The sequence below is a fragment of the Klebsiella sp. BDA134-6 genome, assembly GCF_015601345.1.
GTDB lineage: Bacteria > Pseudomonadota > Gammaproteobacteria > Enterobacterales > Enterobacteriaceae > Klebsiella > Klebsiella grimontii.
The window spans coordinates 1440420-1463096 of record NZ_CP064784.1 but is presented as its reverse complement, the minus strand read 5'-3'; the positions used below and the strand labels follow the sequence as shown (position 1 = coordinate 1463096).

Here is a 22677-nt window from a genome sequence, read left to right as displayed (position 1 = left end):
AAAAGAGAATGGGTTATTTAAATAATGTGGTTGGCTATCGCGATGATTTACTGGCCAGCCGTTCCATCGTGCGCCACGGCAATTATGCGCTGCTGACGCCGGACGGTCTGGTCAAAAACATCATTCCGGGTTTTGCTCATTGCGATGTGACCATTCTGTCGACGCCGAAATTAGGCGCCAGCTTTGTCGATTATCTGGTCACGCTGCATGAAAACGGCGGCAATCAAAGCGGCTTCGGCGGCGAAGGGATTGAGACCTTTTTGTATGTGATTGAAGGTGAAATCACCGCCGGGGCGCAAGGCAAAAGCTTCCCACTAACCAAAGGCGGCTATATTTACTGCCCGCCGGGCGAGCAGGTCACCTTCATCAATAACTACTCAGGCGACAGCCAGCTGTTTCTCTACAAGCGCCGCTATATTGCGGTTGAGAATCACGCCCCTTATCTGGTTACCGGCAACGTCAGCCAGTTGGAGCGGATTCAGTATGAAGGAATGGAAGACGTTATCCTGATCGATTTCCTGCCAAAAGAGCTGGGCTTCGATATGAACATGCATATTCTCTCCTTCGAGCCAGGGGCCAGCCACGGTTATATCGAAACCCACGTGCAGGAGCACGGCGCCTATATTCTTTCCGGCCAGGGGGTATATAACCTCGACAACAACTGGGTGCCGGTGAAGCAAGGCGACTATATCTTTATGGGCGCTTATTCACTGCAGGCGGGATACGGCGTTGGGCGCGAAGCGTTCAGCTATATCTACTCGAAAGATTGCAACCGCGACGTTGAGATCTGATTGTCACTGATTAAATTCACCTTTTTTGTTTAGCTATGTTGGATTTTGCCACGGTGAGAACCGTGGCATTTTTTATTCAGCCAGGCATGTTCTGCCCAAGCTTGATGGCGCAGGCAATATTGCGCGCGCAGGCGTAGAGGTTGTGCTCGCCGCGCTCCAGCACCTCGGCCAACGGCGCCAGCGCGGGAAGAATGCTAAAGACCGCGTCAATACCGTGCTGATGCACCGCTTCAACGCCGTCACCCAGCACGCCGGCGATACCGATAACCGGAATGCCGTGCTTTTTGGCAATCCGCGCCACGCCAACCGGCGCTTTGCCACCAACGGTTTGTGAATCCATTCGTCCTTCGCCGGTGATCACCAGGTCCGCATCGCGCAACGCCGCCTCCAGATGAACCGCTTCCAGCACAATATCGATGCCCGATTTCAGCGTAGCGTTAAGGAAAACCCGGGCCGCCGCGCCCATTCCTCCGGCCGCGCCGCCGCCGACCATCGCCGCGACATCCTGACCGGTAGCCGCCAGCAGTACCTGAGCGTAGTTTTGTAACCCGCGCTCCAGAACGGCAACCATTTCTAAACAGGCCCCTTTTTGCGGACCAAAAACCGCCGCCGCGCCGCGTTCGCCGAGCAGCGGATTATCAACGTCACAGGCCACCTCAATCCGGCAATCATGAAGGCGCGGCTCGAGGCCGCTTAGGTCTATTTTTGCTAACCGTTGTAACGCCCCGCCGCCGAGGCCGACGCTCTCGTCGTGCTCATCCAGAAAGCGCACCCCCAGCGCCTGGGCCATGCCCATGCCGCCATCCACCGTGGCGCTGCCGCCGATACCGAGAATAATATGGCGAACGCCAGCGTCCAGCGCGTGGCGAATCAGCTCGCCGGTGCCGTAGCTGGTGGCCCGCAGAGGATTACGTTCCCCGGCGGGAACCAACATCAGCCCGCTGGCCGCCGCCATCTCAATAAATGCGGTTTGCCCATCGCCGCTCAGGCCATAAAACGCCCCGACAAAATTGCCCATCGGCCCCATCACCGGCAGCATCACCATTTTGCCCTCGGTGGCCTCAACCATTGCCTCAACCGTCCCCTCGCCGCCGTCGGCGATCGGCAGGCAGACGCAATCCGCCTGCGGGAAAATTGAGACAAAGCCCGCCTTTATCGCCTGGGCGCAGCGGCTGGCGCTGACGCTCTCTTTGAAAGAGTCCGGTGCAATAATAATTTTCATTGTTCATCCTTTTTGCTGTCATGACTTAATACGATCCCAGGGAATGAGATTTTCCATCACTACCGCCAGCAGCACGCCGATTAATAAGCCGTTGCCTAACAGCGGTCGGATTATCAGAGGTAGCGTCTGGAGATAAACTGGCGGCAGCCCCATTAGAAAAATGCCGATAAAGAGCGGCAGAGCCAGCCGGTAGATATTTCGCGCGGTGAAGGTAATTTGTTTACTGAACGATAAGCTGGAATATAACAATGGGAGATATGAGACCAGCATGACCGCGCTGCTGATCGGCAGAGGCAGCGTGGTAAAAAAGTGGGTCAGCGGCGTAAACAGCCCAACCAGCAGGCAGCACAGGCAGCCGATAATAAACGGCTGGCGCGAGGTTTCTCCGGTTTGGGTTAATAAGCCTATCGATGAAACAAAGGGCGAAAACGGCACCACGCTGAGCGGAACCGTTATTAGAGTCATTAATCCGGAGATAATAAAGCTGCGCCGGTAACGGCTATTGCTGGCGCCCTGCTCGGGATAAAAAACGTCGCTACCGCGAATAGCGCCGTAGGTATTGGTAATATTGACCAGCCCGGCCAGCAGCGCCGTCAAAATAATACCTGGACGTAACGCCCCCCCGTAGCCAAGCGGAAACCACTGCCAGTGAATCGGGCCGGAAGCGGCCGTGGCGGGCGGCGTGCGAAACAGCAGGTACCAGCCTCCCCATCCCGCCAGGGTTCCTGTCAGCAGAGCGTAGCGGGCGATGCCGTCCGGGAGAAAAATAATCATCCCCAGCACCAGCATCATTACCGCCAGCGCCAGGCTAAACGGCGCCAGCTGAATGCCCACGCTGGCCTGGGCCGAACTAAAGGGCAGCCCGAGCATGCCTTTAAAAAATATAGTCGTCAGCTGCGCGCCGAGCAGCAGCATAAAAAAGACCATGACCGTCGGGCTAAAGAGCTTCGCCAGGCGATGGCCGATGCCGCTCACGCCGATGATGATGGTGAATATCGCCGACAGAAATATACCGACCGCCAGGCTGGCCGCAATGCTGTCAAACGGGGTGCCGCGCGCGGCTTCGCCGACGGTGACGGTCAGAATAGTGCTCCACCATAGTCCCGTTGGGCCTTCCATAATCGCGCGACGGTGGCCCAGCAGCGCCTGCGCCAGGCACGCCAGCCCGGTGGTGATAAAACCGTATTGGGTAAGCGTAATCAGCGCGCTGGCGGGGAGCTGAAAAGCAGACTGTAATGTTGGCGGTACCACGACGGTGTTGCAGAAGATAAAGAAGAACCATTGAAATCCCGCCAGGGTGTTTCGTTGATTTAGCGGCAATACCACCATGATAAAATCCTGACAAAGCGCCTGACGTTGAACAGACGCTAAACATTGAACGAAGTAGGTTATGCCCCGGGCGCGGCTTGCGCCTTACCCGGGCTACAAAACCCGCGCGACGTCAGGTTCGTAGCCCGGATAAGAGGTTTACGCCGCAGTCCGGGAATGCAACGGTTCCCCGTTACTGCTGATGCTTAAGGATAAATTTCCCCTTCGGCGCCTGCGGGAAGCCCTGCTCAATGTCATAAATCACCTCGCCGCGCAGGATGGTTTTAGTGATACGCGCGCCAATCTTACGGCCAACGTAAGGACTGACTTTATGCCGGTATTCGAGGTCCTCCGCCTGCAGGACGTAGCTGCTGTTTGGCTGAATAAACACCAGGTCGGCGTCTTTGCCCGGGGCAATGCGCCCCTTCTGCTTCAGGCCGAAAATATCGGCGGCGTTGGTCGCCATCAGACGAGCAAACTGCGGCAGAGGCATACCGCGCTTTTGCACCGCTTCATCAAACATCACGTCCATGCAGCTCTGCAGACCGGCAATCCCGCCCCAGGCCTGCATGATATTGCCCGCCTTCATTTCCGGCGGGCACGGAGAGTGGTCGGACACCAGGCAGTCTATTTCGCCGTTGAACAGCTTCTCCCACATTCCCTTCTGGTTCTTCGCGTCGCGGATCGGCGGAGAGCACTTCGCCAGGGTGCCAATCGCTTCGAACTGCTCGGTATCCAGCACAAAGTAGTGCGGACAGGATTCGCAGGTGACGTCCTGTCCCTCCTGACGCGCACGGGTCACTTCGGCGACCCCTTCCGGGCTGCTGATGTGGCATACGTGCAGGCGACAACCGGCGACTTTCGCCAGATAGAGGACGCGGCGGATCGCCTCGACTTCGGTGAACACCGGACGCGACGCAACATAATCATGTGCCGTCACGCGGCCTTCTCTTTTTGCTTCTTCGCCGAGCTCATCGCAGATCAGCGCATTTTCACAATGCACCAACACGGTCTGCTTCATTTCGGCCAGCTTTTGCGCCCCTTTGAAAAACTGCCAGTCGTTGACGTCGCGGAAGTCGTTGTCGATCCCGCGATCGCCGCAGGTGGCGACAAAGCATTTGAAGCCCACCACGCCCACATCATCCAACTCGTGCAGTCGGTCCAGGTTATAGGAGACCAGCCCGCCAAGCTGCGCGGCATCGATGGTCAGTTTGCCCTTCGCTGCGTCGAATTTCAGCTCAATGGTCTCTCGATCGACGGTAGCCGGCAGCTGGTTCAGCGGCATTTCGATCATCGTAGTGATGCCGCCTTTTGCCGCCGCGCGGGTACCCGTTTCGTATCCTTCCCAGTGGGTACGACCCGGCTCAGAGATGTGCGTATGCGCATCGACCATCCCCGGCGAAACGATCAGGCCCGCGGCATCCATGATCTGTTTCGCTTCGCCCAGGTTTTCACCGATAGCGGCAATTTTGCCGTCGGCAACCGCGATATCCACCACCCGCGATTCGTTTTCCAGAATAACGGTGCCGTTTTTAATGATTAAATCAAAAGACATATAAAACTCCTTGTAGGTATACACGCCATATTTCTGCTTGCAGCCGCGTGGGCTGTACCAGCAATGGCTTTGGCTATTGATGCTTCATCCCTGAAATAAAGCTTCCTCTTGATAAGAAAATCAGCTCACAACGTCCGGGTGCGAAATATTATTCGGCAGCGCCCGTTTTTTTAGTAACGCGTATGCGGCAAAAGCGACGATAACGCCAACAAACCACGACACGCGGGAGAACGGTTCAAGCAGCGGAATAAATTTTCCGCCGAGCGATAAAATCACCGCCATGATGGTGACCAGGAATGCGGTAACGTTAAATCCATTATCGAAATATTTATAATCCCCAGCTGCGGTATACAGCTCATCAAGATTAATCCGCCCACGCATAACGACAAAATAATGCGCCATCATTACGCCAATAACCGGGCCCAGCATGCCGCCGATAATATCGAGAAAAAGATAAATACTGTCCTGATTCTCCATTAATTTCCATGGGCAGATCAGCAGACTAATGATGCTGGCGATCAGTACACCGTTTTTATAGGTTAATTTAGTCGGCGCAATTGCCGCGATTTGATAGCCTGCCGGAATAATATTACCGGTGGCGTTGGTGGAGATCGTGGTCATTAATATCACCAGCACCGCAAAGAAAGAAGCAAACAGGCTGTCCCATTTCTGCACAATATCCAGCACGTTCCAGGTGTCCATACCATAATGGATACTGGCGCCGGCGATAATGCACACTCCGGCCACCGCGAACAAAATATAAGCTACGACCAGACCAAGCGTTTGACCCAGGGCCTGCTCGCGAAACGAACGCGCGTTCTGGGTAAAATCCGAGGCGCTGACCGCCGGCGCCGCCCAGACGGCAACGACCGCATTGATGACCACCAGGAACAAGAAGCCGGTATGCTCCGCTTTTGCCACTCCGGTTGGCAAATAGTCCAGAATAGGGCTAATCCCGACCAGCGAAATAGCCCAGATAGCCATGCCGCCGAAGACAATGTAGATGCAGGGGTTGAGGATGGCGGTAAATTTATTGAGTACTTTTCCGCCGCCGAAACCAATGCCGACGTTAATCAGCCAGAAGACCAGAAAGGCGATCAGCCCAGGCAGCGACAGCCCCAGCAGCTTAAAATCACCGCCAAGGGTCAGAAACGCAGGCCACAGTTTGCCTAATAAGATCAGGAATGCCAGAGAGCCGGCATAGCATTGCAAACCAAACCACATAATCGCCGCAATACCGCCTCTGAGCAGGCCGGGTAATAACGCTCCGCGCACCCCATAGGAGGCTCTTAAAATCATAGCGAAGGGTACGCCGTATTTACTTCCGGCAGCGCCATTAAACACCATAACCGCGGCAATAATAAAAGCACTCAATATTATTGCCATCATTATGCTAAACGTTGATAGTCCGAGAATAAAAAAACCACCAACCATCACATAATTAGGTACGTTGTGTACGGATCCCATCCATAAGGTAAAATAGTTAAATGTCTTCCAGTTACGCTGCGATTCTAATTTTGGTAATAGATCGTCGCTATAACCTCTGGATTTGTACAGGTCTTGAGCTTGTTCCATAATTCCCTCTTAATACGCATCGGATTACGTTTGTAGGTTTAGCTATGTGGAACAACAAATTAATAATTTTTATTTTTTATTATACTGGGATTGTCTTTGACTGTATTTTGTTCTTACGCAAGGTAATCAATGCAAACAGTATCGTTCCGGTAATAACTAGCCCGGCAGACATCACAAAACTAATTTCTTTTGACCCGGTCAGATCAGAAATAAAACCGGTGAGCGTCGGGGCAACAACCGCTGAACTCATACCAAAGAAATTAAACAGGCTAAAGGCACGACCTAATGTTTTTGCGGACGCCTGCTCGGAAACGAACGAGATAAGAATCGGGTCAACGGCCATTTTACCGAGCAGTCCATACAGCACCAGGCTGATCATCAGCATGGTAGTATTCGGCGACAGAACGGTAAACATCAGCATTGCCGCGGCAACAATCTCCAGCCCGAGAATCACTTTAACTTTACTGTCGCGGAATTTATCCGAAAGATGGCTAAAGAACAGCGCGCCCGGCACCCCGACCACTGCCACCAGTGCGGAAGCAAAACCAATGGCGCCGCCGTCAAAGCCGCGTTCGGTCTGCAGATAAGAAGGCAGCCAGGTGACGATCAGGTAGTAGCCGTAGCAGGTGCAGAAATAGAGAAAGTAGACGCTGCACAGCAGCGGCGAAAACAGCGGCGCCGATTTTTCTTCTGCCGACGGGAATGATGCCGAGGCGTTATTTTTATTTTCCGCTACGGCGGGCTCTTTCCGCTTGCGACGAATCACCAGGGTAAACACGCAGAGCATCACCACCAGGATCGCGGCGACAATAAACAACACGTTTTGCCAGGCCATATGCATGCTTTTGACCAGAATGCTTGAGCCAATCAGGCCAATCCCCATCCCGATGGCCGAGCCGCTGTTGATAATGGCGTTAGCCAGCGCCCGACGCTCCTGCGGCACGTTGGCCGAGGAGAGCGAATAGGCGGAGCTGAAGAAGGAAGCGCAGCCGGCACCAGCCAGCAGCGAGCCGATATAAATCAGCGTCAGATTTCCCGCATTAGCAATACTCAGCGTACCAATAATGAACAGCGAGAAACCACACATCAGCATAATTTTCTGCCCCAGTTTATCAACCAGAATACCGCAGGGGATCTGCATTCCGCAGTAGGCAAGAAAATAGAAGCTGGCTATCGCGCCAATTTCAGCGTTACTGACGTTGCCTAAGGACGCCTGAATTTCCGGATAAATAGGCGTTAATACGGTACGATAAATCCATATTGCCACCCAGCCCAGACTCATTACCACGACTATTTTCTTCCAATAGTCGATACCTGTTTTATTGATAGTATCCATAAATTCACCCGTGAGGTTTAAAAAATGCTGCCGGAATCGGCAGCATTTTCTCATTACGATATTTTATGATTCGCCATTAATTCAAGCGCCTGAACTAAAGACGAGTGATCTAATTCGCCACCGCCGTTGGCGGCGCAGGTATTAAATAGCTCCTGACAGGTTGCCGTATTCGGTAAATTAAGCGCCAGCGCTTTCGCGCTCTGCAATGCCAGATTAAGATCCTTCTGGTGCAGGGAAATTTTAAAACCGGGATTAAACGTCCGGTTCAACATTCTTTCGCCATGTACCTCCAGAATACGCGAGGAGGCGAAGCCGCCCATCAGCGCCTGACGCACGCGAGCGGGATCGGCGCCGGCTTTAGACGCGAAAACCAGCGCTTCGGAGACCGCTTCAATATTCAGCGCGACGATAATCTGATTGGCGACTTTACAGGTCTGCCCGTCGCCATTACCGCCGACGAGGGTGATGTTTTTACCCAAAATATCAAACAGCGGCTTCACGCGAGCAAACACGTTTTCGTCGCCGCCGACCATAATAGAGAGCGTACCTTCACGCGCGCCAATTTCGCCGCCGGATACTGGCGCATCCAGATAATCTGCGCCCAAATCCCGCACCTGCTGCGCAAAACGCTTGGTTTCAATCGGCGAAATAGAGCTCATATCGACGATGGTTTTGCCCTTCAGCGCCGCGCTGGCGCAGCCGTGTTCGCCAAACAGAACGTCGGCGACCTGTGGGGTATCAGGAACCATGATAAAAATAATCTCCGACTGCTCCGCGACCTGCTCTGCGGTAGCCAGATGCTGCGCGCCCTGCTTGAGCAGTTCTTCAGCAACCGGACCGATGGTGGTCACATGCAGCGCGTGGCCCGCTTTGGCAAGTCGGAGCGCCATCGGAGTGCCCATAATACCTAAACCAATAAATCCCAGTTTCATACCTTTCCTCTCAAAATTTCTGTTTCGATTTATACCCTGAACATCTGCTGCGTAAAGCATGACGGGTATATTTGAGCAATAGTTATCCCTTCCTGGAAATGGAATAATAAATACTGCCCAAAGATAAATTAAAAATTAACGGTAGCGATTAAACCATGTCAGGCCCGCTTCAGTGGTCGTCAGCGGTTTATATTCGCAGCCGACCCAACCGTCATAATTTGATTTATCGATAAATTTAAAAAGATAATCGTAATTAATTTCTCCAGTTCCCGGCTCACCGCGTTCCGGGTTATCGGCAATCTGTAAATGACCAATTCGGTTGGCATAAGTTTGCATCGTATGGGTTAATTCACCCTCCATGCGCTGCATATGATAAATATCGTACTGGATTTTCAGATTATCGCTGCCGACCTCATCAATGAGCGCCAGCGCCTGATGCGTGGTATTCAGATAAAACCCCGGCATATCGAAGTAATTAATCGGCTCAATCAGCAGCAGGATCCCCTCCTGGGCCAGCGCGGCGGCGGCAAAACGTAAATTAGCCACCAGCGTGGAGCGGATATGATCTTCGCGATAGCCCACCGGAGTTTTACCGACCAGGCAGTTGATTTTGCTATTGCCCAGCGCTTTAGCGTAGCGGATCGCGGCGTCAACGCCTTCGCGAAACTCCGCTTCGCGACCGGGAATACAGGCTATGCCGCGCTCCCCTGCCGCCCAGTCGCCAGCGGGTAGATTATGCAAGGTATGCTCCAGCCGGTTATCACTCAGCTTTTGTTTTAATACCTCCGGCGCATAATCATACGGAAACATAAATTCAACGGCGCGAAAACCGCAGGCCGCTGCTTTCTCAAAACGATCCAGAAAATCATATTCCACAAATAACATCGAAAGGTTGGCAGAGAAGCGCAACATAGTTTCACCTCATTTATTCATATTTCATAAAGCAGGTTTCGGTTGGCGCATCGATGGCGCTATCGGCTACATCTTCGAATTCCGTTACGTTATCCAGTTCGCTGCCCATCGAAATATTGGTCACACGCTCAAGGATCACTTCCACGACCACCGGCACGCGATACTGTTTCATCCACGCTTTTGCCTGCGCAAAGGCGGGCGCAATCTCCTCCGGTTTAAAGACGCGAATGGCTTTACAGCCGAGACCTTCTGCGACTTTGACGTGATCGACGCCGTAGCCGTTCACTTCGCTAGAGTTGATATTTTCGAACGCCAGCTGGACGCAGTAATCCATATCGAACGCGCGCTGCGACTGACGAATCAGGCCCAGATAAGCGTTGTTTACCAGCACGTGGACGTAAGGAATATTGAACTGCGCGCCCACCGCCAGCTCTTCAATCAGGAACTGGAAGTCGAAGTCGCCGGAGATCGCGACCACGTTGCGCTCCGGGTCGGCGGCGCAAACGCCCAGCGCGGCAGGAAGCGTCCAGCCCAGCGGCCCCGCCTGACCGCAGTTGATCCAGTGGCGATCTTTAAACACGTGCAGCATCTGCGCGGCGGCGATTTGCGACAGGCCGATGGTGGTGACGTAGCACACGTCGCGGCCAAAGGCTTTGTTCATCTCTTCATAAACGCGCTGCGGTTTGACCGGCACGTTATCGAAGTGGGTTTTACGCAGCAGCGTACGCTTGCGCTCCTGACACTCGGCAACCCAGCGCTCGCGGCGCGGCAGGCGGCCCTCTTTTTGCATCTGCTGCGCAATATCCACCAGCTGAGTCAGCGCCGCTTTCGCATCGGACACGATGCCTAAATCCGGGCACAGTACGCGGCCAATCTGCGTCGGTTCGATATCGATATGGATGATTTTACGACCTGCGGTGTACTTCTCGACCGAACCGGTATGACGGTTGGCAAAGCGGTTGCCGATACCAAATACCAGGTCGGAGGCCAGCAGCGTGGCGTTGCCGTAGCGATGCGCGGTTTGTAAGCCGACCATTCCGGCCATCAGCTCGTGGTCATCCGGGATACAGCCCCAGCCCATCAGCGTCGGGATCACCGGTACATGGGTAATTTCGGCAAATTGCTGCAACAGCGCTGCGGCATCGGCATTAATCACCCCGCCGCCGGCGACAATCACCGGACGCTCCGCCATCAGCAGCATCGCCAGCGCGCGTTCGATCTGCGGACGCGTCGCCACGGGTTTATACGCCGGGAGCGGCGCATACAGCTCAGGGTCAAATTCGATTTCCGCGACCTGGACATCATAAGGCAGGTCGATCAGCACCGGCCCCGGTCTACCGGAGCGCATCAGGTGGAATGCCTGCTGCAGCACGCCCGGCACCAGCGCCGCTTCGCGGACGGTCACCGCCATCTTAGTGACGGGTTTAGCGATGGACTCAATATCGACCGCCTGGAAATCTTCTTTATGCAGACGCGCGCGCGGCGCCTGGCCAGTGATGCACAAAATAGGAATGGAGTCGGCGGAGGCGGAGTACAGCGCGGTGATCATATCCGTTCCCGCCGGGCCCGATGTTCCCAGGCATACGCCGATATTGCCTGCCGTGGCGCGGGTATAGCCTTCCGCCATATGAGACGCGCCTTCCACGTGTCGGGCCAGAATATGACGGATCCCGCCGTGCTTGCGCATCGCCGAATAGAACGGGTTAATCGCCGCGCCGGGCACGCCAAATGCGGTTGTAATCCCTTCTTTTTCCAGTACATACATTGCCGCGTCGACGGCTCTCATTTTTGCCATTTTTTACTACCTCGCTATATTGGAAAAATTTTCCAAATTTTAATAAAACCAAAAAAGTCCCGCTCCGCAGAGCGGGTCGGTTCGGCTATCAATCAGCCTGGGGTTTGAGTCCCAGCGCGGTGCTGATATTCCTTGCCGTCTCCCTTACCAGCTCTCCCTGGCTGATAAAACGGTCCGGGGTTAAGCGGGACGCCGGCCCGGAAATCGAAATCGCCGCCACCACGGACCCCACATCATCGTAAACCGCCGAAGCAATACAGTTTAATCCTGTCACGTGCTCCTCCTGGTCAATGCTGTAGCCGCAGGCTCGCGCCTCATCCAGATTCCGCTGCAGGACCGGCAAATCGACGATCGTCGCCGGCGTAAACCGCTGCAGTCCGGTCTTCACAATGACATCCACCAGCTCTTCCGACGACAGCGGATACAGCAGCGCTTTTCCGGCGCCTGAAGCATGCAGCGGTAGTCGGCTACCGAGCGGCGCGCACATCCTTACCATCGACTTGCACTCCTGCTGGCCAATCAGCACCGCTTCGTTGCCGTTGCGAATCGCCACATTGACGGTCTCGCCCGACATCAGCATCAGCCGGCGCATAAAGGGTCCGCCGACGGATAAAACATCCCGGTTGTGGATGTACGCCGAACCGATATTGAATGCGCCAAGTCCGATGTGCCACCAGCCTAACTGCGCATCCTGATACACAAAATCCGCGCCTTCCAGCACCTTAAGCAGACGAAAGGTGGTCGATAACGGTAAGTCCAGATTAAGGGAAATATCGCTGACCGACGAGCTGCCGCCGCTCTTTTCAAGGTATTGCAGTATCGCGATCCCTCTCTCCAGCGCCTGGGCGCCTTTTTGCGCGGAAGGCTCCTGCTGGCCCGGCCTTCCCCGCCTTCTCACTTCTGTCATACCTCGATTATCTCCGGCTCAAAACCTGAGCATAAATAGTGTGTAAGCGCCCACATGTTATGCAAGATAATCGATAGCGTCACGTGCAACCTCACGCAAAGCTCAACTCCACGGTCGGGATCTCCGCCACATCGCAGTTATCTTTTCCGCCGCGATCGACGGTTAAAAAATCGGTTTCGCTCTGCCAGGCAAACAGTGGATGATGCCAGACGTTACGGTGGTAATTGACCCCCTGACGGCCATTGGAGATAAACGCGCGCAGCGTAGTCATGTCCGGTTGATCGCCTCCTGCCGCGACCACCACGACAAAGGCTTCGCCGTTCATCGGCACAAACGCCTGGGTGCCCAGCGGATGACGCTCCAGCTCGGTGACGACAATCGGCAGCGCCGCCGGCTGGGCGCGGTTAATACTGATTAGCGTGCGCTCCTGCTGCAGGGTTTCCACCATGGCCAGATCGTGGAAACGCTGCACTTTGCCCTCATTGATATGGAAAAAATCATGTCCTTCCGTTTCGATAACGTCCCCATAGGGGCGGAAGGCTTCGCGCGTCAGCGGCAATACTTCAAGCTTCATTGCATATTCCTTAGTCATTAAAAACCGTTCCCCTCCTCATACCTTGAGGGTGAAAGATGTACCGGTCAATTCATGGCCATCTCAAAGTGGTATCAACTATAAGTTGGAATAATTTTCCAAAACCTGATTTAAGCCACATAATTGAAATGGCTATTATGAAAAAATACTTAAAAATCATGGGGGAATTATTAAATTACGAGGAATATAGCGATGCTAGACCCCGAAACACTACGTACCTTTGTCAGCGTCGCGGAGACCGGCAGCTTCTCCAGAGCAGCGGAAAAACTCTATAAAACCACCGCCACCATTAGTTATCGCATCAAACTGCTGGAAGATAACACCGGCGTGGCGCTCTTTTCCCGCACCACGCGCAGCGTACTGCTGACCCCGGCCGGGATGCACCTGCTGGCGCAGGCCAGAGAGTGGCTTGGCTGGATTGACAGTATGCCCGGCGAGCTACAGCAGATAAACGACGGCGTGGAGCGCCAGGTCAATATTGTGGTGAATAACCTGATGTATGACCCGCAGGCCATCGCCCGGCTGCTGGCCTGGCTCAGCCAACGTTACCCCTTTACGCAGTTTCACTTTTCGCGACAAATTTATATGGGCGTCTGGGATACGCTTCTGCATGATGACTTTTCGCTGGCGATTGGCGTTACCGGCACCGAATCGTTAGGCGAAAATATTGCGGTCACCCCGCTGGGCGAAGTGTCCTGGCTCTTCGTGATGTCACCACATCACCCGCTCGGCCAGCAAAGCGATCCGCTATCGGAGGCCCAGCTACGTCGCTACCCTGCGGTCAATATTGAGGACAGCGCCCGGAGATTGACCAAGCGCGTCGCCTGGCGTCTGCCGGGGCAAAAAGAGATTGTGGTTCCCGATATCGAAACTAAAATCGCGGCGCATATCGCTGGCGTCGGCATCGGCTTTTTACCCGAGCCGCTGTGCCAGCCGCTTATCGCTCGCGGTGAGCTGATTGCCCGGCAGATCCCGGCGATGCGCCCCCCCTCTCCTCTGAGCCTCGCCTGGCGCAAAGATCATCATGGTAAAGCGGTGCAGGATATCGCCTCGCTGTTCGGCCATTCGGCCCCGGAAATCCAGGGATTTCTGACGCTATTCAGCGATACACCGTGAAAAATCAATTCAGCCTGTCGCTCACCGCGTACAATAGGAGGATTATCGCGTCGAGCGACGCGTCTGGATGGCTTAACGGTTTAAATGATGGAATTAGTCCCACAGAATATTCGGCAGATTCTCGCCAGCGATACGCCGCTGATTGACGTACGCGCCCCGGTCGAGTTCAGGCAAAGCGCCATGCCCGCGGCGGTCAACCTACCGTTGATGAATGACGACGAGCGCGCCGCCGTTGGCACCTGCTACAAGCGTCAGGGTCCGGAAGCCGCCCTTGCGCTGGGCCATCAGTTGGTGAACGGTGAGATTCGCGCCCGCCGCCTCGCCGCCTGGAAAGAGGCCTGCGCGCGTTATCCCGAAGGCTACCTGTGCTGCGCCCGCGGTGGCCAGCGTTCGCATATTGTGCAGCAGTGGCTGAAGGACGCTGGCGTGGATTACCCGCTGATTGCCGGCGGCTATAAAGCGCTGCGCCAGGCAGCTATTCAGCTTACCGAAGAGCTGGTGCAGCGTCCTATCGTGCTGATTGGCGGCTGTACCGGTAACGGTAAAACCCAGTTGGTCTGCACCCAGCCCGACGGCATCGATCTCGAGGGCCTCGCCCATCATCGCGGGTCTTCATTTGGCCGTACCCTGCAGGAGCAGTATCAGCAGGCAACCTTTGAAAATCATCTTGCCGTGGCGATGCTCAAAAAGTCAGAGCGGCAGACGCGCTGGGTGCTGGAAGATGAGGGGCATATGATCGGCGCCAATCACCTGCCGGAATGTATGCGTCTTCGCATGGCCCAGTCGCCGCTGGCGGTGGTGGAAGACCCGTTCGCCATCCGTCTTGAACGGCTGCGCGAAGAGTATTTTACCCGGATGCATCGCGATTTCATGGCGGCCTACGGCGAAGAGCAAGGCTGGCAGGCATATAGCGAATATCTGCACCATGGCCTGTTCGCTATCCGCCGCCGCCTCGGGTTACAGCGTTTTGCCCAGCTCACCGCCAGGCTTGATGAAGCTCTGCTGGAGCAGCAGCGCAGCGCCAGCACCGAAGCGCATTTCAGCTGGCTGGTTCCCCTGCTGAACGAGTATTACGACCCAATGTACCGCTACCAGCTCGGCAAAAAAGCGGAGAAGATTATTTTTCGCGGCAGCTGGCAGGACGTCGCCGACTGGCTGGCGCAATAGTCACATCCTTCCTTGTCCCGGCTTGCGGCGTAAATGCCTTAGCCGGGCTACAGGTCCGCAGACGGCGGTGAACCTCTAGCCCCGGTAAGCGCAGCGCCACCGGGGAAGTGTCTGCGCTTAGAAGTCGTAGCGCAGACGCACCAGATTCATATCGCCCAGGTTATCGGTGCTCGACGTGAAGACGTGTTCATAATCGACGCGGAAACCATAATCCAGCTGGAAGCTCACGCCGACGCCGTTATCAATCCGCTGATAGTTGCGGCCGTTCACGTACTGCAGGCGGTCGCCCATAAAGTACGGCTGAATAGATTTCACCGCATACTGACCAATCGGGAATTTATAACCGGCAAAATACTCAATACCCCAGGCATCGCCGGCGAAGTAGTTATGAACATCGGTTTTTTTGGTGGTCAGGAAGTTCTGATACCAGCCGCCGCCGAAGGAGAAGGTCCAGTTATCCGGCATCCAGCTTAGCGCGGTACCGACGATATTCTGGTCATATGATTTGCTGTCCGAACTGGAGGGGTTACGCATATCGGCGCGGGTATAGTTCCACGCGGCGCCCCAGGTCAGATCCTTCATAATGTGGTAATCGGCGCCGATGGAGCCGCCGCCTTTACGCTTGTAGCGCAGGCCGTTGCCCGGCAGATATTCGCTGTCTTCGAATAAGTAAGAAGCGTAGAGATCGACATCGCCAACGGTTTTCTTGTATTTCAGCATATTGCGTGAGCGATAGGAGCCATCGTAGTCGCCGTTAATGCCGTTACCCGGCGCCTGGCCTATCATGTCGTAATCCCAGATATCGGTTTTTACCCCCACCACGTCGTAATAAACGCTGTTCTGCTGACCGTAAGTTAATGTCCCCCAGGTATCGCTTTTCAGGCCGGTATAGAGCATGCGGCGGCTGGTGTTATTCGCGCCTTCGGCGTAGTGGTTATCCCAGTCGAAGAGCGCCGGAATATTGACGCCCAGCTCGTAGTAGCTGATCCAGCTAATATCATCGAACAGATAGTAGTCGGCGGCGAAGCGGAAACGGGTGCCGCCGTCAAAACCGTTACGTTTATAAGAGCCTTTGTCTCCGTCGCCGGACATCATGTTGAACTGGGGACGGATGCTCCCGCCGACGGTAAAATTAAGCCGGCTTAACGGATCGCCTGCCTGCGGATCTTGTTTTAAAAGCGTTATTTCCGCCTGGGATGCAAAAGAGGTTAACGCCAGGGCTGCGCCGATCGTTATCGCCAGCGCTTTTATTTTATGAGCCATACTGTTTCCTTGATTAATAAGCAACCTTATATTTTCCAGTTGAATATTAACTGCGATTGAGTATGGCGTGTTGTTGAGTTTTTAATGTTTCGTGCGGTTAAAAATCAGTGACTTACCATTTCGTGCCCTTAAAAAAACTGTGGTTATCTTTTCATCGCCATGGCATTAAAATGGTCTATTACCGCGCAAACATCATCCATGGAGGAACTATGTCGAAAAAACTACTGCAGCTGCACTTTGCCTTTAATGGCCCCTTCGGCAGCGAGATGTCCCGCCAGCTCGTGGAGCTGGCCGAGTCTATCAATCAGGAACCGGGGTTTATCTGGAAGGTCTGGACGGAAAGCGAAAAGAATCAGGAGGCGGGCGGGATCTATCTTTTTGCGAATGAAGAAACCGCGCTCGCTTATCTCAGCAAGCATACCGCACGCCTGAAATCTCTCGGCGTGGATGACGTTATCTGCAAAATCTTCGACGTCAACGAGCCGCTCACCGTCTTGAACCACGGTCATCTGTAATAGCCACTCGCATCCGTACCGAGTCCCCCGGGTTGCGGCTGACGCCTTACCCGGGCTACTTTCCCGCAGACAGCCGTGAAACGGTAGCCCGGCTAAGCGCAGCGCAAACCGGGTGAAAACTCCGGGTTGCGGCTGACGCCTTACCCGGGCTACTTTCCCGCAGACAGCTGTGAAACGGTAGCCCGGCTAAGCGCAGCGCGAGCCGGGTGAAAACCCCGGGTCGCGGCTAACGCCTTACCCGGGCAACATAACTCATGCTATCCCTGACTAAACTGGCGGAACAGCGCCTTCCCTTTCAGCAGACGCAGCCCCAGCCAGCCGCCGCACAGCGAGAGCAGTATCGCCCCGCAGAGCGGCAGCATCACCCATAGCCGCCAGTCCGGAGACCACGGGAAGTCAAAGATTTTGCTTTGCAGCAGCGCCAGCGCCACCTCAGCGCCAATCGCCGCCACCACGCCGGACACCACGCCCAGCAGGGCGAACTCCGCCCACAGCGTGGTGCGCAGCAGCGCCTTTCCGGCTCCCAGCGTGCGCCAGACCACCAGCTCCTGATAACGCTGGCGCATTCCGACCTGCACCTGCGCCAGCAGCAGCAAAACGCCGCAGGCGGTGACCAAAATCACCATCACCTCAAGAGCGCGGCTTACCTGAATCAGCACCTGGCCAATCTGCTGCAAAATCGCGCCAATATCCAGCAGGCTGACGGTGGGGAATTCGCGGTTGAGCTGCGTTAGCATCCCGTTGCCGTTATCCCAGCGGAAACTGGTGAGCCAGCTTTGCGGCTGCCCGTCGAGCGCCCCCTGCGGAAAGATAAAGAAGAAGTTTGGCCGCAGGCTCTCCCAGTCAACTTTGCGCACGCTGGTCACCTTCGCGCTAAACTCCTGAGTATCCCCGGTAAAGGTCACGCTATCGCCGAGCTTGACGCCCAGCCGCTGCGCCAGCCCCTCTTCAATCGAGACCTCGCCCGCTTTCGGCGGCCAGCTTCCGGCCACCAGCGGATTATGATCCGGCCGCTCGCGGCTCCAGGTGAGGTTAAGCTCGCGGTTCAGGGCTTCATCTTTATTGCCTTCCGTCGCCTGACCGTTGATTTGCGTCAGGCGGGCGCGCACGATGGGATAGAACTCAGTGGCGCGGGTCTGATGTTCGGCAAGGAAGGTTTTCACCGGCACCACCTGCTCCGGCGCGATATTGATCAGAAAGTAGTTAGGACTTTCCGGCGGCAGCTGCTGCTGCCAGCGATCGAGCAGATCGCCGCGCAGCACCAGCAGCAGGGCCAGCAGCATAAACGACAACGAAAAGGCCGCCAGCTGGCTCAGGGTAGACCACGGCTGGCGCAGCAGACGATTCACGGCCAGACGCAGCGGCAGCGCTTTTAACGTCAAACGCTTCAGCAGCCACAGAACGCCCCATCCCGCCAGGCCGCACACCAGCGCCAGCACCACGGCGCCCGCCAGCACCGCCCATAGCAGAGGGCTGCCGCCCATCAGCAGCGCCAGCAGCGCCACCACGACCAAGCACACCACGGGAACATAGAACTTGAGCGGCCAGACGTTAGCGACGACATCCTGGCGCAGTACCCGCAGCGGCAGCGTCGCCAGTAGCAGTCGATAGGGTCGCAGCCCGACCAGCAGGGAAATCACCACCATCGCGCCGATCGCCCACAGCCACGGCCAGCCGCTCGCCGCCGGCAGCGCCGCCGGGAGCACCGGCTTAAGCATCACCAGCAGAATATTTTCCAGCCCGACGCCCATCGCCCCGCCGGCAACCACCGCCATCGCCAGCAGCATCAGCCACTGGCCGACAATCAGCTTGCGCAGCTGCGCCCGCCCGGCGCCGAGGGTTTTGAGGATCGCCACCAGATCGTAACGACTGCGGCAGTAATGGCTCATCGCCACCGCCACCGCGGCGACCGCCAACAGCAGCGTTAACAACGCCGACAGCAGCAAAAACTGCTGCGAGCGCTCCAGCGATTTACCCAGCGCGCTGTCGTCCTGCTCCAGGCCGATCCAGCGGTGTTCAGGCCCCAGCTTCGGCAACAGCCACTTTTCGTAGTCCGCCAGCTGCTGTGGGGTACCGGCGAACTTATAGCGCCAGGAAACGCGGCTGCCTGGCTGTACCGCGCCGGTTTTCGCCACGTCGGCGGTGTTCATCATTAGCCGCGGCGCCATCTGGAAGGGGTTAAATCCGGCATCCGGCTCCTGTATCACCTCCCCGGCAATGCGCAGCGTGGCGTCGCCCACGTCGATGGTGTCGCCGGTTTTCAGATTCAGCAGCGCCATTAATCGCGGCGCCAACAGCACGGTGCCGGCGTGCGGCTTCAGCCCCGGCGGCTGGGTCTGCAGCTGACCATACAACGGATAACTATCGTCAACCGCTTTGACGTCCGCCAGTTGCGGCGTATCGCCGGAAAAGGTCATGGTGGCGAAGCCCAGCTGTTCGCCGACGGTTAAGCCAAGACGGCGCGCTTCGTCAATCCATGCGCCAGGGACTTCGCGCGAGCTACGCAGCGTACGGTCGCCGGCCATAAATTCCCGGCTCTGCTGACTGAGTCCTTTCTCCATGCGGTCGCTTATCGAGCCCAGCGCCAGCACGCAGGCCACCGCCAGGCTTAGCGCCAGCCAGACGATCAGCAGCGACGGCGAGCGCCATTCGCGCCAGAACCAGCGGGCGATCATGCTTCCTCCCGCAGCTGGCCATCTACCAGCCGCAGCCGCCGGTCGCAGCGCGCCGCCAGCAGCAGGTCGTGGGTCACCAGAATCAGCGTAGTGCCGTGCTCGCGGTTCAGCGAGAACAGCAGGTCGGCGATTTTATCCCCGGTGTGGCGGTCGAGGTTGCCGGTGGGTTCATCGGCGAACAGCAGCTCCGGGCGGCCGTTAAACGCGCGCGCCAGCGCGACCCGCTGCTGCTCGCCGCCGGAGAGCTGTACCGGCAGGTGATGCAGGCGTTTGCCCAGCCCCAACTGCTCCAGCAGTGCCCGGGCGCTGCCGCGGCTCTGGCTGTCGCTTTCACCGCGCAACAGCGCCGGAAGCTCGACGTTTTCCAGCGCATTGAGGGTGGGTATCAGCATAAAGGATTGAAACACAAAGCCGACGTGCTTTGCGCGCAGCTTCGCCCGCGCCTCTTCGTCCATCTGATGCAGCGGCTTGCCGAGCAGCGAGACTTCTCCACTGCTGCCGTCGTCCAGACCGGCGAGGATCGCCAGCAGCGTCGACTTACCGGAACCCGACTCGCCAATCAGGGCGATGGTTTGCCCTTGTTTGACAACCAGCTCAACTCCGGTAAGGATGGAAAGCTGATGCTCACCCTGACCGACGGATTTCTTAAGATGATGAACTTCAAGTATGTTTTCCGCTGGCATTTGCCTTTCCTGTTTCTGGTCCTGTTTACCTGCCGCGCGATGGCGGCCGACACGCTGTTGGTTCTCGGCGACAGTCTGAGCGCCGGTTATCGCATGGCGGGCAATACCGCCTGGCCTGCGCTGCTTAACGATAAGTGGCAGACCAAAACGCCGGTGGTTAACGCCAGCATCAGCGGCGATACCTCGCAGCAGGGGCTGGCAAGGTTGCCGGCCCTGCTTAAGCAGCATCAGCCGCGCTGGGTGCTGGTGGAGCTCGGCGGTAACGACGGACTGCGCGGTTTCCCCCCGCAGCAGACGGAACAGACGCTGCGCACTATTATTGAGCATATCAAAGCGGCGAACGCCCAGCCGCTGCTGATGCAAATTCGCCTGCCCGCCAACTATGGCCGCCGTTATAATGAAGCCTTTAGCGCAATCTACCCGGCACTGGCCAAAGAGTTTGATATTCCTCTGCTGCCCTTTTTTATGGAAGAGGTTTATCTGAAACCGCAGTGGATGCAGGACGATGGAATTCATCCTAATCGCGACGCCCAGCCGTTTATCGCCGACTGGATGGCGACGCGTTTGGCTCCCTTAGTTAATCATGACTCCTGATAACAGCGAGTCATTCGCAGGTAAAGTTATGCAAAAATCGGTTTTAGTTACAGGATGTTCCAGCGGAATTGGTCTTGAAAGCGCCCTTGATTTAAAGCGCCAGGGCTTTAACGTGCTGGCCGCCTGCCGCAAAGCGGAAGATGTCGCGCGGATGCAGGAGCTGGGGCTGACCGGTGTTATGTTGGATCTTGACGATCCGCAGAGCGTTGAGCGCGCCGCCGCCGAGGTGATTGCCCTGACCGACAACCGCCTGTACGGCCTGTTTAACAACGCGGGCTACGGCGTCTACGGCCCGTTGCCGACCATCAGCCGCCAGCAGATGGAGCAGCAGTTTTCCGCTAACTTTTTCGGCGCCCATCAGCTAACGATGCTGCTGCTTCCAGCCATGGAGCCGCACGGCGAGGGGCGTATCGTGATGACCTCATCGGTGATGGGAATCATCTCCAGCCCCGGCCGCGGCGCCTATGCGGCGAGTAAATACGCGCTGGAGGCCTGGTCCGATGCGCTGCGCATGGAGCTGCGTCACAGCGGGATCAAGGTCAGCCTGATTGAACCGGGCCCCATCCGCACCCGTTTCACCAACAACGTCAATCAGACCCAGGCCGACAAGCCGGTGGAAAATCCCGGTATCGCCGCCCGCTTTACTCTCGGGCCGGAAGCGGTGGTGGAAAAAGTGCGCCATGCTTTTGTCAGCGATAAACCGAAACTGCGCTATCCGGTAACCCTGGTGACGCACGCGGTCGCCCTGCTTAAGCGGCTGCTGCCGACCCGCGCGATGGACAAAATTATCCAGGGCTGAGTTGAAGCACCTGCCGCCGTCCCCATATATCTATACAAATATCGATTAAAGAGACTTGCTCATGTCCGCACAGAATATCGTCAATATTACCGAAGCTAACCTACACCAGACGCTGCAGCAGTCCGCTGCGACGCCGGTACTGTTCTATTTCTGGTCCGCGCGCAGCCAACATTGCGAGCAGCTAACGCCTGTGCTGGAGAGCCTGGCCGCCCAGTACAACGGCCTGTTTACCCTCGCTAAAGTCGACTGCGACGCCGAACAGATGCTGGCTTCACAGTTTGGCCTGCGCGCTATCCCTACGGTTTACCTGTTCCAGAACGGTCAGCCGGTCGACGGATTCGAAGGCCCGCAGCCAGAAGAAGCGGTTCGCGCGCTGCTGGATAAGTTCCTGCCGCGCGAAGAGGAGCTCAAGGCGCAGCAGGCGCTGGCGCTGATGGAGGAAGAGAACTACGCCGAAGCCCTGCCGCTGCTGAAAGATGCCTGGCAGCTGTCGAACCAGGAGAGCCAGATTGGCCTGCTGCTGGCGGAAACGCTGATTGCCCTGCACCGTTCCGATGAGGCGGAAACCGTACTGAAAACCGTGCCGCTGCAGGATCAGGATACCCGCTATCAGGGGCTGGTGGCGCAAATCGAGCTGCTGAAAAAAGCCGCCGACACGCCGGAAATTCAGCAGCTGCAGCAGCAGGTTGAGCTGAACCCGCAAGACGCGGCGCTGGCCTCCCAGCTGGCATTACAGCTGCATCAGGTAGGGCGTAACGAAGAGGCGCTGGCGCTGCTATTCAGCCATCTACAAAAAGATTTAGGCGCCGGAAACGGCGAAGTGCGCAAAATGCTCCAGGAGATCCTCTCCGCGCTGGGCACCGGCGACGCGCTGGCCGCGAAGTACCGCCGCCAGCTCTACTCTTTGCTTTATTAATCGTAAAGCCCCCGGCTCGCGCTG

General features: G+C 56.4%; 20 protein-coding genes. 7 read left to right on the top strand and 13 right to left on the bottom strand.

Annotation, left to right across the window (positions count from 1 at the left end; genetic code table 11):
• Positions 1-8 precede the first annotated feature (8 nt).
• Positions 9-791 carry a (S)-ureidoglycine aminohydrolase gene (gene allE, locus IYV58_RS06720; protein WP_112165777.1) on the top strand — a complete coding sequence of 261 codons (783 nt, stop codon included), beginning with the start codon at positions 9-11 and terminating at the stop codon, positions 789-791.
• Between the two features lie 76 nt (positions 792-867).
• On the opposite strand, the gene glxK is transcribed toward allE, so the two are convergent.
• The 10 genes from glxK to allA all read right to left on the bottom strand — a co-directional run bounded on the left by glxK (position 868) and on the right by allA (position 12907).
• Positions 868-2013 carry a glycerate 3-kinase gene (gene glxK / locus IYV58_RS06715; RefSeq protein WP_112165779.1) on the bottom strand — a complete coding sequence of 382 codons (1146 nt, stop codon included), beginning with the start codon at positions 2011-2013 and terminating at the stop codon, positions 868-870.
• A gap of 18 nt (positions 2014-2031) precedes the next feature.
• Positions 2032-3342: a uracil/xanthine transporter gene (locus IYV58_RS06710; protein WP_087828746.1), complete on the bottom strand. Its 1311-nt coding sequence runs from the start codon at positions 3340-3342 to the stop codon at positions 2032-2034.
• Between the two features lie 172 nt (positions 3343-3514).
• Complete coding sequence (gene allB, locus IYV58_RS06705) at positions 3515-4876, bottom strand: allantoinase AllB (RefSeq protein WP_004130035.1); 1362 nt, start codon at positions 4874-4876, stop codon at positions 3515-3517.
• Positions 4877-4996: 120 nt separating this feature from the next.
• Complete coding sequence (locus IYV58_RS06700; protein ID WP_123828383.1) at positions 4997-6451, bottom strand: allantoin transporter; 1455 nt, start codon at positions 6449-6451, stop codon at positions 4997-4999.
• 79 nt (positions 6452-6530) lie between these two features.
• A complete protein-coding gene (locus tag IYV58_RS06695; protein ID WP_032742065.1) occupies positions 6531-7787 on the bottom strand; it encodes an MFS transporter in 1257 nt (418 codons plus the stop codon).
• A 53-nt stretch (positions 7788-7840) separates the two neighbouring features.
• A complete protein-coding gene (gene glxR, locus IYV58_RS06690) occupies positions 7841-8719 on the bottom strand; it encodes a 2-hydroxy-3-oxopropionate reductase (RefSeq protein WP_004130026.1) in 879 nt (292 codons plus the stop codon).
• 135 nt (positions 8720-8854) lie between these two features.
• On the bottom strand, positions 8855-9631 hold the full coding sequence (gene hyi / locus IYV58_RS06685; RefSeq protein WP_004130022.1) for a hydroxypyruvate isomerase: 777 nt from the start codon (positions 9629-9631) through the stop codon (positions 8855-8857).
• 13 nt (positions 9632-9644) lie between these two features.
• Positions 9645-11426 (bottom strand): glyoxylate carboligase, encoded by a 1782-nt coding sequence (gene gcl, locus IYV58_RS06680; protein WP_004130019.1) that lies wholly within the window; start codon positions 11424-11426, stop codon positions 9645-9647.
• Between the two features lie 88 nt (positions 11427-11514).
• Positions 11515-12333 carry an HTH-type transcriptional repressor AllR gene (allR, locus tag IYV58_RS06675; protein WP_004130016.1) on the bottom strand — a complete coding sequence of 273 codons (819 nt, stop codon included), beginning with the start codon at positions 12331-12333 and terminating at the stop codon, positions 11515-11517.
• Between the two features lie 91 nt (positions 12334-12424).
• Positions 12425-12907 (bottom strand): ureidoglycolate lyase, encoded by a 483-nt coding sequence (gene allA / locus IYV58_RS06670; RefSeq protein WP_004130014.1) that lies wholly within the window; start codon positions 12905-12907, stop codon positions 12425-12427.
• A gap of 210 nt (positions 12908-13117) precedes the next feature.
• Here allA and allS point away from each other — a divergent pair, with 210 nt between their 5' ends.
• On the top strand, positions 13118-14041 hold the full coding sequence (allS, locus tag IYV58_RS06665) for an HTH-type transcriptional activator AllS (protein ID WP_004130011.1): 924 nt from the start codon (positions 13118-13120) through the stop codon (positions 14039-14041).
• Positions 14042-14128: 87 nt separating this feature from the next.
• Entirely contained in the window at positions 14129-15208 is a 1080-nt protein-coding gene (gene mnmH, locus IYV58_RS06660) for a tRNA 2-selenouridine(34) synthase MnmH (RefSeq protein WP_049112240.1), read from the top strand.
• 117 nt (positions 15209-15325) lie between these two features.
• On the opposite strand, the gene IYV58_RS06655 is transcribed toward mnmH, so the two are convergent.
• Positions 15326-16471, bottom strand: coding sequence for a porin (locus IYV58_RS06655; protein ID WP_123828384.1), 1146 nt, complete (start codon positions 16469-16471; stop codon positions 15326-15328).
• A 209-nt stretch (positions 16472-16680) separates the two neighbouring features.
• Between IYV58_RS06655 and IYV58_RS06650 the strand changes: the two genes are divergently transcribed.
• Positions 16681-16986, top strand: coding sequence for a monooxygenase (locus tag IYV58_RS06650; protein WP_004130003.1), 306 nt, complete (start codon positions 16681-16683; stop codon positions 16984-16986).
• A gap of 257 nt (positions 16987-17243) precedes the next feature.
• Here IYV58_RS06650 and ybbP read toward each other — a convergent pair whose 3' ends face one another.
• Positions 17244-19661: a putative ABC transporter permease subunit YbbP gene (ybbP, locus tag IYV58_RS06645; protein WP_142473568.1), complete on the bottom strand. Its 2418-nt coding sequence runs from the start codon at positions 19659-19661 to the stop codon at positions 17244-17246.
• On the bottom strand, positions 19658-20344 hold the full coding sequence (gene ybbA, locus IYV58_RS06640; RefSeq protein WP_195729492.1) for a putative ABC transporter ATP-binding protein YbbA: 687 nt from the start codon (positions 20342-20344) through the stop codon (positions 19658-19660). Before ybbA ends, ybbP begins: the two co-directional genes overlap by 4 nt.
• On the opposite strand from ybbA, the gene tesA reads away from it, so the two are divergent.
• From tesA to IYV58_RS06625, 3 genes are all read left to right on the top strand, one after another.
• The gene (gene tesA / locus IYV58_RS06635) at positions 20315-20938 is read left to right on the top strand and encodes a multifunctional acyl-CoA thioesterase I/protease I/lysophospholipase L1 (RefSeq protein ID WP_014228230.1); all 624 of its coding nucleotides are present in this window, start codon (positions 20315-20317) and stop codon (positions 20936-20938) included. The two genes, ybbA and tesA, sit on opposite strands and share 30 nt — an antisense overlap.
• Positions 20928-21737 carry an SDR family oxidoreductase gene (locus IYV58_RS06630; RefSeq protein ID WP_162626042.1) on the top strand — a complete coding sequence of 270 codons (810 nt, stop codon included), beginning with the start codon at positions 20928-20930 and terminating at the stop codon, positions 21735-21737. Before tesA ends, IYV58_RS06630 begins: the two co-directional genes overlap by 11 nt.
• Positions 21738-21798: 61 nt before the next feature.
• Positions 21799-22653 carry a thioredoxin family protein gene (locus IYV58_RS06625; RefSeq protein WP_004129990.1) on the top strand — a complete coding sequence of 285 codons (855 nt, stop codon included), beginning with the start codon at positions 21799-21801 and terminating at the stop codon, positions 22651-22653.
• Positions 22654-22677: the final 24 nt, after the last annotated feature.